This is a genomic window from Amycolatopsis sp. NPDC089917, from assembly GCF_040684635.1.
Lineage (GTDB): Bacteria > Actinomycetota > Actinomycetes > Mycobacteriales > Pseudonocardiaceae > Amycolatopsis.
Map to the genome: position 1 here is coordinate 1 of NZ_JBFBGL010000044.1, position 14,932 is coordinate 14,932.

Genomic DNA, 14,932 nt, shown 5'->3' on the forward strand with positions numbered 1-14,932 from the left:
CGCGCTGAGTCTGCGCTCTCGGTCCCGGGCGCTTTCGAGTGTCATGAAAGGGTCGTTCAGGACGTTTTTCGTCCTGAACGACCCTTTCATGACATCGGGGCAGGGGAGGATTCCTGACGTTCGACGTCACGGGCAGAGACACTCAAGCCCCCGCGACCGCCGTTCGGCGCAACTGTCCGTACTCCGCCGATTACCGGCGCGACCTCCGGGTACTTCGTTGCTCTCCCACCGCGCTGCCGGCACGACCGGGCGATAAGGTCCGATGAACCGCAGTCAGGTGTATGGAGGTCAAGGGTGCCCGGAAACGGTCTGTGGCGTACGAAGTCCATCGAGCAGTCCATCGCGGACACCGACGAACCGGGGACCAGGCTCAGGCGGAACCTGAGCGCGTGGGACCTGACCGTCTTCGGCGTCGCCGTCGTCATCGGTGCCGGTATCTTCACGCTCACCGCGCGCACGGCAGGCGACTACGCGGGGCCGTCGGTCTCGCTTTCGTTCGTCTTCGCGGCCATCGCCTGCGCGCTGGCGGCGCTCTGTTACGCGGAATTCGCGTCCACCGTCCCGGTGGCCGGGAGCGCGTACACGTTCTCTTACGCCACGTTCGGCGAGTTCATGGCGTGGATCATCGGCTGGGACCTGATCCTGGAACTCGCGGTCGGCGCGGCCGCGGTGTCGAAGGGCTGGTCGGCCTACCTCGAAACCGTGCTCTCCTACATTTTCGGCAAGGGCACGAAGACGACGTTCGAGATCGGCGGTCTCCCGGTCGACTGGGGCGCCCTGATCGTGGTGCTGGTGCTGGCGACGCTGCTCGCTCTCGGCACGAAGCTGTCTTCGCGGTTCTCGATGGTGATCACCGGGATCAAGGTCGCGGTGGTGCTGTTCGTGATCGTGCTCGGCATCTTCTACATCAAGGGCTCCAACTACACCCCGTTCATCCCGGACGCCGAGTCCGGCGGCGACTCGTCGGCCACCGGTGTGGACCAGTCGCTGTTCTCGGTGTTCGCGGGCAGCAGCAGCAGCTCGTTCGGCGTCTTCGGTCTGCTGGCCGCGGCGTCTCTGGTGTTCTTCGCGTTCATCGGGTTCGACATCGTCGCGACCACCGCGGAGGAGACCCGCAACCCGCAGAAGGCCGTGCCCCGCGGCATCTTCGGCTCGCTCGCCATCGTCACGGTGCTCTACGTCGCGGTGTCGCTCGTGGTCGTCGGCATGGTGAACTACAAGGATCTCGCCACTTCGGCGGGTGACGGCGGCAAGAAGACGCTCGCGTCCGCGTTCGCGGTCAACGGTGTCGACTGGGCGGCCAACATCATCTCCGTCGGCGCGCTCGCCGGTCTGACGACCGTCGTCATGGTGCTGATGCTCGGCCAGATCCGGATCATCTTCGCGATGTCTCGCGACGGTCTCATGCCGCGTTCCCTGGCGAAGACCGGCGCGAACGGGACGCCGAAGCGGGCGACCATCGTCGTCGGCGGACTGGTCGCGGTCGCCGCGACGTTCTTCCCGGCGGACAAACTGGAGGAAATGGTCAACGTCGGCACGCTGTTCGCCTTCATCCTCGTTTCCGCGGGCGTGATGGTGCTGCGCAAGACGCGACCGGATCTGCCGCGGGCCTTCCGGGTGCCGTGGGTGCCGGTGATCCCGATCCTGGCGATCCTCGCCTGCCTGTGGCTGATGCTGAACCTGACCGTGCTGACCTGGTTGCGGTTCATCGCGTGGATGGTGCTGGGCGTCGTCATCTACTTCGCCTACAGCCGCCGTCATTCGCTGCTCGGCAAGAAGAACAAGGACGAGAAGGCGGAGTCCGTATCGGACTGATCTTTCTCGTTTCGGCGGCCCACCATTCCCTTGTGGATGGTGGGCCGCTTTGTTCGGGGGCCCCGGTTTCCATGTGAAATCGGTGTGCGATAGCGTCCGGACTCTTGCCTCACCCTGACGGGTGAAAGGGACTCGTGGAGAACACCGCGAGTCGACCTTCATCCCGCGAAAGAGGTAACCGCGCTTTGCTCGTTTGTCCCCCGATCGGTACAGGAGAGCTCTGAATGCAGATCATGTCCGGACGGCGTGTCCGTTCCGCCGTCACCGTCGTCGCGCTGGCGACCGCCGCCCTGCTCGGCACCGCCGGCTCGGCGCTGGCCTGCCACTCCGACGACGACCGCGCCAAGCCGATCCCCGGCAGCGTCAGCAAGTGCGAGCAGGTCAAGGCCGGCGGTTCGGCCCTGTCCGACTCGGACTTCAAGTTCACCGGCGGTGTCGGTGAGCGGCAGCTCGACATCACCGGCCTCGCCGAGGGTGTCAAGGTGACCGCGATCGTCGTCCTCGGCGGCAACGACGGCTACAACGTCTACGAGCCGGGCAAGCGCAAGCTCGCCGGCACCCCGCCGTGGACCGAGCTGCGGGCGCCGTACAACCGCGACAACACCAAGGCGAACATCGACAAGTGGTTCACCTGCGGCGAGAAGACCAAGCCGACCGAGCAGCCGAAGCCGACCGAGCCGACGAAGACCACGACGGCCAAGCCGCCGACGACCGCTCCGACCACCACGGAGAAGCCGTCGGACACCCCGACCAGCACCGCCGCGCCCGCCCCGAACGTCGGTGGCAACGGTGGTAACGGCGGTGGCCTCGCGAACACCGGTTTCGACAACGCCTGGCTGCTGTGGGCCGGTGGCCTGCTGGTCCTGGCCGGTGCCGGCGTCCTGGTCCTGCTGCGCGTGCGCCGCGGCAAGGCCGACTGAAACCAGCCAGTCGCTTAAGGCCCTCTTCCTCGCGAAGGGGGCCTTCAGCGCATTTGCGGGAAGTCCCCGAACAGCGATCCTTGTTCGCCCCAAGGGTTCTTCGGGCGAGGACGGCCGAGACCGGCGGCCATCGCGACGGCGTTGTCCCATTCGGCGTCGGCGACGTAGTCCGTGTGCTTGAGGACGCCGGGTGCCCAGCGGTGGCGGCCGGTCGGCCCGCGCATCGGGTCGGGCAGCCAGTGATCGCCGCCGAGCACCAGGACGCCTTGTTCGTCGGGTTCGGCGGCCAGCGGGCCCGTCCCGCCGCCGGGCAGGTAGCCGTCGCCCAGCAGTTTCCCGCCCACCACGCGATGCCGCCACGTCGTGACGCCGCCGCCGAAGACGTCCGTGCCGCGGCACAGCGCGCGCCAGCGGCCGTCGAGATCCTCGTACAGCCCGGCCAGTTGCGCCTGCGGCAGCATCGCGGGGAACGCGCGCTGGTAACCCCACTGCAGCGGCGAGCCCGCGGTCAGCAGCCCGACGCGGTCACGGTCCTCCGGCGGGAGATCGGCGATCACCCGCGCCGCGGCGAGCACGGTCAGCAGGCTGCCGAGGTTGTAGCCGGACAGCACGACGCGCGTGCCCGGATCGGCCAGATGTTCCTTGACCCGGTCCGCGAGTTCGGGGACGACCTTGAGCGCGTAACTCGGCGGGACGGTCGGATGGGCGGCGCGCGGCCAGAAGCACACGAGATCCGCCAGCGCGCCGAGATGACGGCTGCGCGTGGGTTTCGTCGCGGCGGCGAACACGACGCGCAGCAGTCCCGCGGCCAGCGCGCCCAGCGCGAAGACGCCGATCGCCGAGATCGGGGTGAACCAGCTCGCGAGCGGGCCGAAACCGAAGCGCAGCACGAGGAGCGCGCCGCCGCCCGCCGCCATCGCCAGCGCCACGGCGAGCGCGAGATGGTGCAGATGCTTGCGCTCCCACGAGGCACGCGCCCAGACGCGGGCCGCTTCCTCTTCCTGCTCCTTGCCGATCTCCATCAGCGTGACGGCCTCCGGGACGCCGCGCCGCAGCCGTCGCAGCGGGACGGCGACCGCGAAGCCCAGCAGACCGAGGACGAGGGAGAGCGCCAGCCCGGCGCCCCACAGGACGGTCACCAGCACGTAGGTGTCGGGCAGCCGGAGATCGGGCTCGCCGACCAGTTGCCGCATCGCGACCGCGAGGCCCGCGCCGAAGCCGCCGCCGAGCAGACCGGCGAGCGCGACGACCGGCGCCGCGGCCCAGCCGCCGAGCCAGGGCCGCAGCCGTCGCGGCATGTGCTTCCAGGCCGACCGGCCGAACAAGGCGGCCGGGATGAGCATCAGCGCGAACAGCACGGTCACCACGACCATCGACGCGCCCAGCGCCTCGACCGTCCCGTCCGCTCCGCCGAGCCCGCCGCCCGTCAGCCCGGCGGGCAGCGGGGTCCGGCGCACGACGGCGATCCCGACCAGCGCGACGGCGAACGCGATCAGCCCGCCCCGGATCACCGGTCCGGCCGAGAAACCGACCGTGGAGGCCAGCAGCGACGCGACGGCGAGTGCCAGCGCGCAGATCCAGACGATCAGATCGAACGTCGTCGTCGGCAGCCGGAACGGCCCGCCGAGCAACGGAAGCGCCACACAGGTCAAGGCGGCGACGGTGTGCAGCGTGCGCAGGCCCGGCGTCCGCGGCAGGTCCTGCGGTTGCAACGGGCTCGAACTGTGCGCGCGGTGCAACCGGTTCCGCGATCGCCAGTCCGACGACGGGATCCGGTCGAGCACGAAGATCAGCACCAGCAGCGGGAACACCCCGATCGCCGTCCGCAGCGGCGCGAAATCCCGCACGAACGACGGAATACCGGACAGGCAGTCCGAACCGGGTGCGAGGCATTGCGCGGCGAACAGGTCGAGCGAGACCACCGCGAGCTGGCTGATCAGCAGCATCGTCAGCAGGAGCGAGGCCACCCGCAGCAGCCCCCGGCAGATCGCGCCGAGCGCCGCCGCGAACCGCCTGCCCTCCGGGACCGGCGGCAGCATCCAGTGCGCGACGTTCGCCAGCGAGAACGGGAACAGCAGCGCCCAGGTCGCCTTCGCCGCGCCCCCCGACGTCATGCCGCTCCACAGGTAGCCTTCGAGGATGCGCGGGATCGAACGGCCGAGCGCGGGCAGCACCGGACCGGGAGCGGGACGGCGCAGCCGGTCCGACGGCCGGATCAGCCTGCCGATCCCGTCGCCCGCGACGTCGACGACCGACGTCGAATCCAGCAGGCTTTCACCGCTCGTGCCCACTAGCCCGGGTACGCGTATTTCGACGACGCGGGTGTCGGGACCCGGCATGACCACGGTGAAGGCCTCCAATCCGTTTCAGTGGGCTTTGAGCCGACAACGGTACTGTTCCGTTGTCATCCAACCTTGGAGGAAGCGCGCATATGACCCCCGAAAGCGTTGCCAAGCGGCACGACACCCGCAACGGCATCGAGTTCGCCGTCGCCGATCTCGAGGCCGCCGAGTTCGGCCGCAAGGAGATCCGCCTCGCCGAGCACGAGATGCCGGGCCTGATGGCGCTGCGCCGCGAGTACGCCGAGGTGTATCCCCTGCGGGGAGCCCGGGTTTCGGGCTCGCTCCACATGACGGTACAGACCGCGGTCCTGATCGAAACCCTCGTCGCACTGGGTGCCGAGGTTCGCTGGGCCTCGTGCAACATCTTCTCCACGCAGGACCACGCCGCCGCGGCGATCGTCGTCGGCCCGCACGGCACGCCCGAGGAACCCAAGGGCGTGCCCGTGTTCGCCTGGAAGGGCGAGTCGCTGGAGGAGTACTGGTGGTGCACCGAACGGATGCTCACCTGGGACGGCGAGGGCCCCAATATGATCCTCGACGACGGCGGCGACGCCACCATGCTGGTGCACAAGGGAACCGAGTTCGAGAAGGCCGGTGTCGTCCCTTCCCCGGACGAGGACACTTCGGACGAGTTCCGCGTTTTCCTCCAGCTGCTGAGCGCCTCCGTCGCGGCCGACACCGGCAAATGGACCAAGATCGGCGAGGGCGTCCGCGGTGTCACCGAGGAGACCACGACCGGCGTGCTGCGGCTCTACCAGCTCGCCGCGGCCGGTGAACTGCTGTTCCCGGCGATCAACGTGAACGACGCCGTGACGAAGTCGAAGTTCGACAACCGCTACGGCATCCGGCATTCGCTGATCGACGGCATCAACCGCGGCACCGACGTCCTCATCGGCGGCAAGGTCGCGGTCGTCTGCGGCTACGGCGACGTCGGCAAGGGCGCCGCGGAATCGCTGCGCGGCCAGGGCGCGCGGGTGGTCGTCACCGAGATCGACCCGATCTGCGCGCTGCAGGCGGCGATGGACGGCTACCAGGTCAAGAAGCTGGAGAACGTCCTCCCCGAGGCCGACATCATCATCACGACCACCGGGAACAAGGACGTCGTGCTCGTCGAGCACATGGCGCGGATGAAGCACCAGGCGATCCTCGGCAACATCGGCCACTTCGACAACGAGCTCGACATGGCCGGTCTGCAGCGCTACCCGGGCATCCGGCGCGTCAACATCAAGCCGCAGGTCGACGAGTGGGTCTTCCCGGACGGCAAGAGCATCATCGTGCTGTCCGAGGGCCGCCTGCTGAACCTGGGCAACGCGACCGGGCACCCGTCGTTCGTGATGTCGAACAGCTTCTCCAACCAGGTGATCGCGCAGATCGAGCTGTTCACCAAGCACGAGGAGTACGACAAGGAGGTCTTCCGCCTCCCGAAGAAGCTCGACGAGAAGGTCGCGAAGATCCACCTCGACGCGCTCGGCGGTGAGCTCACGAAGCTGACCAAGGAGCAGGCCGAGTACATCGACGTGGACGTCGAAGGTCCCTTCAAGACGGACCACTACCGGTACTGAGTGAAGCTCGTGACTGGTGAGGACAGTGGGAACCGTCCTCACCACTCACGACTCCCATCGCGGGCCGGCCGGGGCCGGCGAGTCGTCCATCTGGACACGAGTGTCGTCCGTCCCGTCACGCGAGTCGTCCCGCCAGGCACGCGTCACCGCCACTCATGGGACGCTACTGCCACTCGACCTCGATGCCGGCCAGCCCCGGCCCGGCGTCGCTGAAGAAACCGCTGGTCACGCCGCCCATGTCGCAGGGCAGCTCCTCCGACTCGACGGGCACGGCGTCGTCGCGCGTCCGGAACTGCCGCGTGCAGCGGGCGGGCAGCGCGCCGAGCGCGAACTTCAGCTGCACCAGGTAGCTCGAACACTGGTCCCGCAGCATCCGGAAGTATCCGGGCGACGCGGCGCCGGAGTCGTCGCGGACCTCGAAGCAGAACACGTGGATCTCGCCCTCGGCGAGTTTCCGGTCGAAGAGCAGTTCGGTGGCCATCGTCTCGGCCTCGGCGTTGCGCCGGATCCGGCCGACGCGGCAGCCTTCGGCGGTCATCATCTCGACGTCGCCGATGTCGCAGCCGGGGTCGCCGTTGTAGACGGTGACGTACCGGTCCGGCCCGTGGCGCCGTGCCCGGCACACCAGCCGGGTGTGCAGCGCGACCTGCCGGTGGGCGGCGTCGAAGGTGATCGTGTCGTGCACCGCCAGCATTTCGAGGTCCGCGTTGTACCGATTGGACGACGGGTACGCGCCCAGTTCGGCCAGCAGCTGGTCGACGATCGAACCCATGTCGCCGGACCGGATGTCGTGGAACGACGCGGCCATCTGGTGCCCGCGCGCCCGCGCCGTCCGGGGCCCGATCAGCACGACGAGCGCGTCCGCGGGCAGTTGCAGCACCGATTCCAGCGCGCGGACCGCCGGGAGCGCCTTGGGTACCTCCGGCTGGCGCAATCCGCGCTGCCAGTAGCTCAACGTCGACTGTCCGATTTGGACACCGCGGAGCCCGAGGTGGGCGCGGAGCCGGGCCAGGGAGAGGCCGCGATACGCGATCGCCTGCCGGAGCGCGTGGTGGAACTCGCCGCTGCGAAGGGCCTCGACGAGCTCCTTGGGCAAGGATTCGAGCGGCTGACGGCGCGTGCCGTCGATGATCGTCGGGGTGTCTTCGTTCGAGGCAAGCTTTCCCGCCGAGAACGCATCAGCCCGAGTCGAGGCAAGCTTTCCCGCCGAGAACGCATCGGCACCGTCTCGTGTCACCGCTCGTCCCTTCACCAGACCAGTGTGTGCGCTGAGCGTGAACACCGCGGAACGTTCACGTTAGCAGCGCACTGTGAACACTACGTCCCCCGTTCGGGGTGGTTGACCCCGGAAGAGTGACCGTTCCGGGGTGTGGAAACGCCCCGGAACGGTCCGTTCCGCCGAGTGCCCATCTTGCTCTGTGTGAGCCTGCTGTTCACCGTTGTGACCACATTGGTTCGCCATGGTGACCAGGAGGCCCGTCGTGCCTGTGTTCTCGAGGAGGGTTTGCGCCGCCGGCGCCGCGAGTCTCGTGGCGTGGCTGGCGATCCAGACCCCGGCGAGCGCGCTGCCCCAGCCGCCTGCCCGCCAGGGCGCCCTCGCGATGCAGGTGCAGGAGAAGTCCCAGTGGTGCTGGGTGGCTTCCGGCAACACCATCGCGGCACACCACGGCGTGACCGTCACCCAGAACGAATTCTGCCGGATCGCTCACGGTGAGCGACGCCGGGAGTGCGCGGACGAGCCGGGAACGCTGGGCGACGTCCGGCGCGCCTTCGGCAAGCTCGGCTTCTCGGCCCCGGGGAACTACCTCAAGGGACGTATTCCCTTCGCCGAGGTCCAGGCGCAGACCGGGGCGGGCCGCCCGGTGCAGACTCGGGTCGGCTGGGCCGCGGGTGGTGGCCACATGCACGTCCTCTACGGCCACGACGCCGGCCGGAAGTGGGTCTCGTGGGGGGATCCACTGCCCACCGGGAACCGCTACAACTGGTCGACCTACGACTTCTACGCCGGGAACAAGTCGTTCACCTGGACCCACACGCTCACCGGGATCCGGCGATGAGCGCGCGGCGGTTCCTCGGGCTCGCCGGGCTGGTCGCGGTCGCGCTGCTGATGTCGGCGCCCGGAGCTCGCGCGGACAGCCTGTCGAGTGAAGATCTCGCGGCCGCGAAGGCGGCTGCCGACGACCCCACTCTGCGTGCCGAAATCGGCCGCTTCCTCACACAGACGGGTGGTTCGGGTCAGACGCCGTCGGTCAGTGTGATCGACGATTCCTTCCCCGTTTACGAGCTTTCGAGGGACTTCGTTGCCGGCGGTGGCGCGGTCGCCGGGCAACTCGCGTACGTCGCCGTCCCGGTGACGGCGTCCGACGGGCAGACCGCGACCGTCTGGTCGGTCCGCGGTGACGACGGCGCCTGGCGCGTCGGCAACATCGCGTCGGGTGACCGGGAAAGCGAACTGGCCCGGCGGCTGCCCGTCGGCGCGACCTTGCTCCACGAACCCCAGGTCGACGCCTGGTACGCGCTGCGCGACGGCCGGGTGACGCTGCTCGACTCGGGCGCCAGCGGTTACGCGGCCGGTGCCACGGCCACCCTCGCGGAGTACCAGAAGACGGTCTCCGGCCGGTACGGCGCCATGCTCGCGAACTCACCGTACGCCCAGGAGGGCAAGGCCGGCGGCTACAACGCCCAGGTGATGCCTCGCGGCGACGGCGGCCCCGCGCCCGACGCGCAGGACACCGGTTTCGTCCCGCTGCTGATCTTCGGCGGCCTGCTGCTGATCTGTGTCGCCGGCTTCTTCCTGCACTCGAAGAGGCACACCCCCTAGCGGACCGGTGGGCCGGACGTGAGCTGACCCGTCTGGCCCGCCGGTCGACCACCTCGCCTTATTCTGTGGCGGTGGGTCGACTCGTGGTGATCGAAGGTCTGGACGGCGCCGGCAAGCGCACACTCGCGGATTCGCTGACCGGTGCGCTGAACGCGGCCGGGGCGAGCGTCGCGTCCATCGCGTTCCCCAGGTACGGCCAAAGCGTGCACGCCGACCTGGTGAAGGAAGCGCTGCACCGCGGGCACGGCGACCTCATCGACTCCGTGTACGGCATGGCGCTGCTCTACGCGCTCGACCGGCGGGGAGCGGCCGACGAGATCCGCGCCCGCCTCGACGATCACGACGTCGTCCTGCTCGACAGGTACGTCGCGTCGAACGCGGCGTACGGTGCCGCCCGGCTCCACCAGGGCGCGGACGGCGAGTTCGTGCGCTGGCTCCGGGGGCAGGAGATCGACCGGTTCGGGCTGCCGGTGCCCGCCGCGCATCTGCTGCTCCGGGTGACCGCCGACGTCGCCGCCGACCGCGCCCAGCGCCGCGCGGCGAGCGACGCCGACCGCGCGCGGGACTCCTTCGAGACCGACGACGCGCTCCAGAAGCGGTGCTCGGTGGTCTACGACGAACTCGCCGCGACGGGCTGGCTCGCGCCTTGGCACGTCCTCGACGGCGTCGCCGGTGTCGACACCACGGCTTTGGCTACCGAACTTCTCCGCGGTTAGTCCTCTAAACGCGTGAGTAGCCAGGTGTGGAACTCGCCGATGTGGTGTTCGGACGGCATCAGCACCCCGCCGCCGCGGTAGGCGCGGGAAGCCATCGCGGGCTGGCAGCGTTCGCAGGCGTCGAAGTCCTGCTCGTTGACGCGGTGAAAGAGCTCCACCGACCGCGACACGTCCCGCCCCGACGCCACGACCTCCTTCGCATAGAGCCAGTCGCATTCGACGACCGTCCGGTCCGGCGCGAGCGGGTACATCCGGTGGAAGATCACGTGGTCCGGCACCAGGTTCACGAACACCTGCGGCCGGATGGTGATCGCGTAGTACCGCCTGTCCTGGTCGTTCGCGACGCCGTCGAGCCGCCCGAAACCCGAACCGCCGTCGATGGTGAACCCCTCGACGTCCTCGCCGAATTCGGCGCCGTGCCCGACGTAGTACTGCGCCGCGTACCCGTCGGCGAACTCCGGCAGCACCTCGGTCAGCTCCGGATGGATGGTCGCGCAGTGATAGCACTCCATGAAGTTCTCGACGATCAGTTTCCAGTTCGCCTTGACGTCGTAGGTGATCCGGCGTCCGACCGACAGCCCGTCGAGGCCGTAGTGCCCGATCGCTTCCGGATCGCCCAGCCGTTCGCGCACCGCGCCTTCGACGCCGTCCTCGAACGACGGCGGGTCTTCGGCGAGGCAGACCCACGCGTAACCCAGCCATTCCCGCAGGTGCACGGTGTGCAGGCCGTACTCGGCGCGGTCGACGCCGGGAAGGTTCGCCAGGTTCGGCGCCGCGATCAGCTTCCCGTCGAGGCCGTACGTCCACGCGTGATAGTGGCACTGGAACGCGCGCTTCACCGTGCCCGTCTCCTCGGTGCACAGCCGGGCGCCGCGATGACGGCAGACGTTGAGGAACGCCCGCAGCCCGCCGTCCCGTCCGCGGCCGACCAGCACACTCTCCCGTCCGATTCGGACGGTCCGGTAGTCGCCCGCCGACGGAAGGTCCGCCGAGCGCACCGCGCAGAACCACAGGCGCTCGAAGATCTTTTCCTGCTCCGCCGCGAAGATCGCGGGATCGGTGTAGTAACCGCCGCCCAGCGTCGGGATCAGGCTGGAGGTCCGCGTCATCTTCCCGCTCCCGTCAGCCGGGCCGGGTCGAACAGGGCGATCGGATGTTCGGTGGTGCCGTCCACCACCAGGTCGGCGAGCACCTCGCCGACCACGGGGACGAACTTGAAGCCGTGCCCGGAGAATCCGCACGCGACCACCACGCGTTCGTGCGCGGGATGGCGCGCGATGACGAAATGCTCGTCGGGGGTGTTCGTGTACATGCAGGTCGCCCCGCGCAGGAACGCGCCGGGCAGCGACGGGATCTTCCGCCCGACGAACTCCGCGATCTCGTCGACCTCTTCGGCGCGCACCGTCCGGTCGATGGTCTCCGGCGTGCAGGTCTCGCCGCCGCGGAAGAACGCGACCTTCACGCTCCCGGCGTCGTCGTGGGACGGGAACCCGTAGAACTGACGCCCGGTTTCGCCCTCCCAGACGTAGATCGGATGCCGTTCGGCGCGGAACGGCTCCGCCCCGCCCGACGGCGCGAACCAGTACTGGACCTGACGTTCGATCGTGAAGCCGACGCCGAGTTCGGCGAGCAGTCCCGGTGCCCAGGCGCCGGGGCAGATCACCAGCTGTTCCGCGGTGTAGTGGTTCTGCGAAGTCCCGACCCGGACCCCGGTGGACGTCTGCCACCACGAAAGGACCTTCTCCTCGTGGCGCAGCTCCGCCCCGGCCCGCGCGGCGAGCTGGAGATGCGCGGCCACACTGCCTTCCGGCACCACGAAGCCGGCGTTCTCCTCGTACAGCGCGATCTCGTGGTCCGCCGGGTTCAGCGTCGGGAACCGGCGCCGGATCTCCGCCGCGTCCAGCAGTTCGTGCGGCAGCTCCCACTTCCGGGCGCTGGCCACGCTGCCCGACACGGTCCGCGAGCCGGGTCCGCCGAGCATGATCCCGCCGCAGCGGGTGAAGATCTTCCGGCCGGAGTCCCGTTCGATGCCGTCCCACAGTTCGTGCGCCCGCAGCAGGAGCGGGACGTACGCGGGGTCTTCGAAGTACGCCTGCCGGGTGATCCGCGAGCCGCCGTGGCTGGAGCCGAGGTTGTGCACCGGCGCGAACTGGTCGAGGCCCAGCACGCGCTGTCCTCGCCGGGCGAGCCGGTACGCGGCCGCGCTGCCCATCCCGCCGAGGCCGATGACGATGACGTCGTAGTGGGTCATGCGGCGCTCCTGATCCGGGTCATGCCGGGGTCGAACAGCGGTTCGCTCGCCACGACGGCGGGAATCCGCTCGCCGAAGTACTCGATCTCCAGCGGCCTGCCCGGCCGCGTGAACTCGACCGGAAGCCAGGCGTACGCGATGTTCTTGCCCACGGTGTAGCCGTACGCGGCGCTGGTGACGTATCCGGCGGGACGGCCGTCCGCGTACACCGGCTCCTTGCCCATCACCACCGCGTACGGATCGTCGACGGTGAGGCAGGTCAGCTTCCTGGTGGCCGTTTCCTCCGATCGGCCCGCCAGCGCGTCCCGCCCGATGAAGTACCCCTTGTCCCTCCGCACGGCGAATCCGAGCCCTGCCTCGTACGGGTCGTGCTCGGCGGTGACGTCCGTGCCCCACAGCCGATAGCCCTTTTCGAGCCGCATGCTGGAGAAGGCCTCCCGGCCGGCGGCGATGACGCCGTGCCTCTGCCCGGCCTCCCAGAGCGTGTCCCACAGTTCGCGGCCGAGTTCGGCGCTCGTGTACAGCTCCCAGCCGAGTTCGCCCACATAGGACAGTCGCATCGCGGTCACCGGCACCAGGCCGACGTAAGCCTGCTTCGTCTTGAAGTACCCCATCGCCTTGTGGGAGAAGTCCGTTGTGGACAGTGGCTGGAGAACCGCTCTGGCGAGCGGGCCCCACAGCCCGATGCAGCAGGTGCCGGGTGTGGTCTCGTGGATCTGCGCGGCGCCGTCGCCGGGGAGATGCCGTCGCAGCCAGTCGACGTCGATGGCGCTGTTGACGCCCACCTGGAACCGTTCGGCGCCGAGCCGGGCGACGGTCAGATCGCTGCGCACGCCGCCGTCCTCGTCGAGCAGCAGCGTGTACGTGACCGAACCGGGCTTCTTGTCGAGCTGGTTCGTGGTCATCGTCTGGAGGAACGGCAACGCGCCCGGACCGGTGACCTCGACGCGTTTCAACGACGTCATGTCGAACATCGCGACCCGTTTTCGCGCGACCAGCGCTTCGGCGCCGCCGACCGGGGACCAGTACCGCGCGGCCCAGTCGTTGCGCTCCGGGACGAGGCCGATCTCGGGGAGATTCGCGTTCGCCTCGTACCAGTGCGGCCGTTCCCAGCCACTCGCTTCGAGGAAGAACGCGCCGAGTGCCGCTTGCCGGTCGTGGAAGGGACTCGTCCGCAGCGGCCGCGGCTCTTCCATGGGCTGCAAAGGATGGACGATGTCGTAGACCTCGACGAAGCTCTGGCAGCTGCGCGCCATGACATAGTCCGGGGCCAGGTGCACGCGCTCGAACCGGGCGAGGTCGCAGCCGTGCAGGTCGGCGCCGGGCTGCCCGTCGACCAGCCAGCGCGCCATCGCCCTCGCGACCCCGGCCGAATGCGTGATCCAGACGGCTTCGGCGACCCAGAACCCGTCGAGATCCGGATGCTCGCCCAGCAGCGGCATACCGTCCGGAGTGAAGGAGAACAGGCCGTTGATGCCCTCCTCGACCTTGGTCTCACCGAGGGAGGGGAGCAGGTCGACGGCGGCGGCCCAGGACTCCTCGAAGTCCGCGGGCGTGAACGCGAGCTCCGACGGCATGCCCTCGCCGGAGCCGATCTCCCGGGGAGGCAACGGCATCGGCCGGTGCCCGTACGCGCCGACGCCGATCCGGTCGGCGTGCTCGCGGAAATAGAGGTCGGCGTCCTGATGCCGCAGGATCGGCCGGGTGGCGTCCTCGGTCACCCCGGCGAGTGACGGCAGGGGACCGGTGCGCGCGTATTGGTGCGCCATCGGGACCAGCGGGATCGGGAGATCCACCAGTTCGCCGAGCAGCGGGCCCCATATCCCGGCGCACGAGATCACGACGTCCGCGCGGAAGCCGCCGGTCTCGGTGGTCACGCCGGTGACCCGGCCACCCGCGCGTTCGACACCGACGACCTTCCGGCGCGCGAGGAACTTCGCGCCGCGCCCGATCGCGCGGCGTGCCTGGGCCTCGGCTGCCTTCAGAGGTTCGGCCAGGCCGTCGGAGGGGATGTGGAACCCGCCGAGCACCTTCGCCGGATCGAGCATCGGATGCAGCGCGGCGCATTCGCCCGGCCCGATCAGCCTGCTTTCGACCCCGGACGCGGTCGCCCAGCCGTGCCGCCGCTCGAGATCGGCGAACCGTTCAGGGGTCGTGGCCACCTCCAGCCCGCCGACCCGCCGGAAACAGGGGCTCCCGTCGAGGTCGAGCGCGCCGTACTTGGCGACGGTGTAGCGGGCGAACTCGGTCATCGTCCGGCAGGTGTTGGTCTGGAAGACCAGGCCGGGCGCGTGCGAGCTGGAGCCGCCGGTGGCGAACAGGTCGCCCTGGTCCAGCACGGTGAGGTCGGTCCAGCCACGTTCGGTGAGCTCGTCGGCGAGCGCGCAGCCGACGATGCCGGCGCCGATCACGACGACGCGGGGTCCAGGGGGCATGGTGCGGGGAACCTCCTGCCTGCCCGGTAAGTCCACAAAGGACACGGGCATCGGGGTGACAGGCGTGTTG

Annotated in this window: 11 protein-coding genes; 6 read left to right on the forward strand and 5 right to left on the reverse strand. The window is 69.4% G+C overall.

The annotated features are described in order from the left end of the window. Positions 1 to 294: 294 nt before the first annotated feature. Both AB0N89_RS27950 and AB0N89_RS27955 read left to right on the forward strand, forming a co-directional pair. Positions 295 to 1,815 (forward strand): amino acid permease, encoded by a 1,521-nt coding sequence (locus AB0N89_RS27950; protein ID WP_364210064.1) that lies wholly within the window; start codon positions 295 to 297, stop codon positions 1,813 to 1,815. Positions 1,816 to 2,039: 224 nt separating this feature from the next. Further along, positions 2,040 to 2,735, forward strand: a complete 696-nt coding sequence (locus AB0N89_RS27955) for an LPXTG cell wall anchor domain-containing protein (RefSeq protein ID WP_364210067.1) — start codon at positions 2,040 to 2,042, stop codon at positions 2,733 to 2,735. 44 nt (positions 2,736 to 2,779) lie between these two features. Here the strand turns inward: AB0N89_RS27955 and AB0N89_RS27960 are convergent, their stop codons facing one another. Beyond that, the gene (locus AB0N89_RS27960) at positions 2,780 to 5,074 is read right to left on the reverse strand and encodes a hypothetical protein (protein WP_364210070.1); all 2,295 of its coding nucleotides are present in this window, start codon (positions 5,072 to 5,074) and stop codon (positions 2,780 to 2,782) included. Between the two features lie 92 nt (positions 5,075 to 5,166). Here AB0N89_RS27960 and ahcY point away from each other — a divergent pair, with 92 nt between their 5' ends. Further along, the gene (gene ahcY / locus AB0N89_RS27965; RefSeq protein WP_364210073.1) at positions 5,167 to 6,639 is read left to right on the forward strand and encodes an adenosylhomocysteinase; all 1,473 of its coding nucleotides are present in this window, start codon (positions 5,167 to 5,169) and stop codon (positions 6,637 to 6,639) included. A 163-nt stretch (positions 6,640 to 6,802) separates the two neighbouring features. On the opposite strand, the gene AB0N89_RS27970 is transcribed toward ahcY, so the two are convergent. Beyond that, positions 6,803 to 7,771 carry a hypothetical protein gene (locus tag AB0N89_RS27970; protein ID WP_364210227.1) on the reverse strand — a complete coding sequence of 323 codons (969 nt, stop codon included), beginning with the start codon at positions 7,769 to 7,771 and terminating at the stop codon, positions 6,803 to 6,805. Between the two features lie 355 nt (positions 7,772 to 8,126). Here AB0N89_RS27970 and AB0N89_RS27975 point away from each other — a divergent pair, with 355 nt between their 5' ends. From AB0N89_RS27975 to AB0N89_RS27985, 3 genes are all read left to right on the forward strand, one after another. Then, entirely contained in the window at positions 8,127 to 8,696 is a 570-nt protein-coding gene (locus tag AB0N89_RS27975) for a papain-like cysteine protease family protein (protein WP_364210230.1), read from the forward strand. Then, positions 8,693 to 9,460, forward strand: coding sequence for a hypothetical protein (locus AB0N89_RS27980; RefSeq protein WP_364210076.1), 768 nt, complete (start codon positions 8,693 to 8,695; stop codon positions 9,458 to 9,460). Before AB0N89_RS27975 ends, AB0N89_RS27980 begins: the two co-directional genes overlap by 4 nt. A gap of 83 nt (positions 9,461 to 9,543) precedes the next feature. After that, positions 9,544 to 10,176 carry a dTMP kinase gene (locus tag AB0N89_RS27985; RefSeq protein ID WP_364210233.1) on the forward strand — a complete coding sequence of 211 codons (633 nt, stop codon included), beginning with the start codon at positions 9,544 to 9,546 and terminating at the stop codon, positions 10,174 to 10,176. On the opposite strand, the gene AB0N89_RS27990 is transcribed toward AB0N89_RS27985, so the two are convergent. Genes AB0N89_RS27990 through AB0N89_RS28000 form a run of 3 tightly spaced genes read right to left on the reverse strand, consistent with a single transcriptional unit; the run spans position 10,173 to position 14,862 of the window. Next, on the reverse strand, positions 10,173 to 11,285 hold the full coding sequence (locus AB0N89_RS27990; RefSeq protein WP_364210079.1) for an aromatic ring-hydroxylating dioxygenase subunit alpha: 1,113 nt from the start codon (positions 11,283 to 11,285) through the stop codon (positions 10,173 to 10,175). The genes AB0N89_RS27985 and AB0N89_RS27990 overlap by 4 nt on opposite strands. Next, positions 11,282 to 12,427: an N-methyl-L-tryptophan oxidase gene (gene solA, locus AB0N89_RS27995; protein WP_364210082.1), complete on the reverse strand. Its 1,146-nt coding sequence runs from the start codon at positions 12,425 to 12,427 to the stop codon at positions 11,282 to 11,284. Before solA ends, AB0N89_RS27990 begins: the two co-directional genes overlap by 4 nt. Further along, positions 12,424 to 14,862, reverse strand: coding sequence for an FAD-dependent oxidoreductase (locus AB0N89_RS28000; protein ID WP_364210085.1), 2,439 nt, complete (start codon positions 14,860 to 14,862; stop codon positions 12,424 to 12,426). The genes solA and AB0N89_RS28000 overlap by 4 nt, the downstream gene beginning before the upstream one ends. Positions 14,863 to 14,932 lie beyond the last annotated feature (70 nt).

Bases quoted from the DNA above. Each gene is read 5' to 3' on its own strand.
- AB0N89_RS27960 (WP_364210070.1), bottom strand. From the start codon at position 5,074: ATGCCGGGTCCCGACACCCGCGTCGTCGAAATACGCGTACCCGGGCTA.
- ahcY (WP_364210073.1), top strand. From the start codon at position 5,167: ATGACCCCCGAAAGCGTTGCCAAGCGGCACGACACCCGCAACGGCATC.
- AB0N89_RS27990 (WP_364210079.1), bottom strand. From the start codon at position 11,285: ATGACGCGGACCTCCAGCCTGATCCCGACGCTGGGCGGCGGTTACTAC.
- solA (WP_364210082.1), bottom strand. From the start codon at position 12,427: ATGACCCACTACGACGTCATCGTCATCGGCCTCGGCGGGATGGGCAGC.
- AB0N89_RS27980 (WP_364210076.1), top strand. From the start codon at position 8,693: ATGAGCGCGCGGCGGTTCCTCGGGCTCGCCGGGCTGGTCGCGGTCGCG.
- AB0N89_RS27955 (WP_364210067.1), top strand. From the start codon at position 2,040: ATGCAGATCATGTCCGGACGGCGTGTCCGTTCCGCCGTCACCGTCGTC.
- AB0N89_RS28000 (WP_364210085.1), bottom strand. From the start codon at position 14,862: ATGCCCCCTGGACCCCGCGTCGTCGTGATCGGCGCCGGCATCGTCGGC.